The following is a 271-nucleotide window of genomic DNA, read 5'->3' as shown; positions in this document are numbered from 1 at the left end:
CAGCACCGTCACCGTGATCAGCATGGTGATGACCAACTGGCCGTCCCACAGGGTCCACTGCACGCCCAGGTAGTGCCGGTCGCCCGCGCCGAACTGCTGGTTGTTGCAGATCTCCTGTATGGCGTGCGGCTTGATCCGGTACGCCTCGACGTCGGTGCCGTCGGGCCGGGACACCCCGTCCGCGTTCTCCCCGATCGGGGTGACGATCCAGTGCCGCACCGTCGGCTTGGGGAAGCCTCCGGTGTGCAGCGGGCCGCGCTCCAGCATGCGC

General features: G+C 68.6%; 1 protein-coding gene. It reads right to left on the bottom strand.

The features are described from left to right. The coding region (locus J0695_RS42370; RefSeq protein WP_505383654.1) for an AbeC-like domain-containing protein at positions 1–271 on the bottom strand (271 nt) is incomplete at both ends.

This window comes from Streptomyces beijiangensis (genome assembly GCF_017315755.1).
Classification (GTDB): domain Bacteria; phylum Actinomycetota; class Actinomycetes; order Streptomycetales; family Streptomycetaceae; genus Streptomyces; species Streptomyces beijiangensis.
Note: the sequence above shows the minus strand (reverse complement) of the source record. Positions and strands in the feature narration are given on the sequence as shown.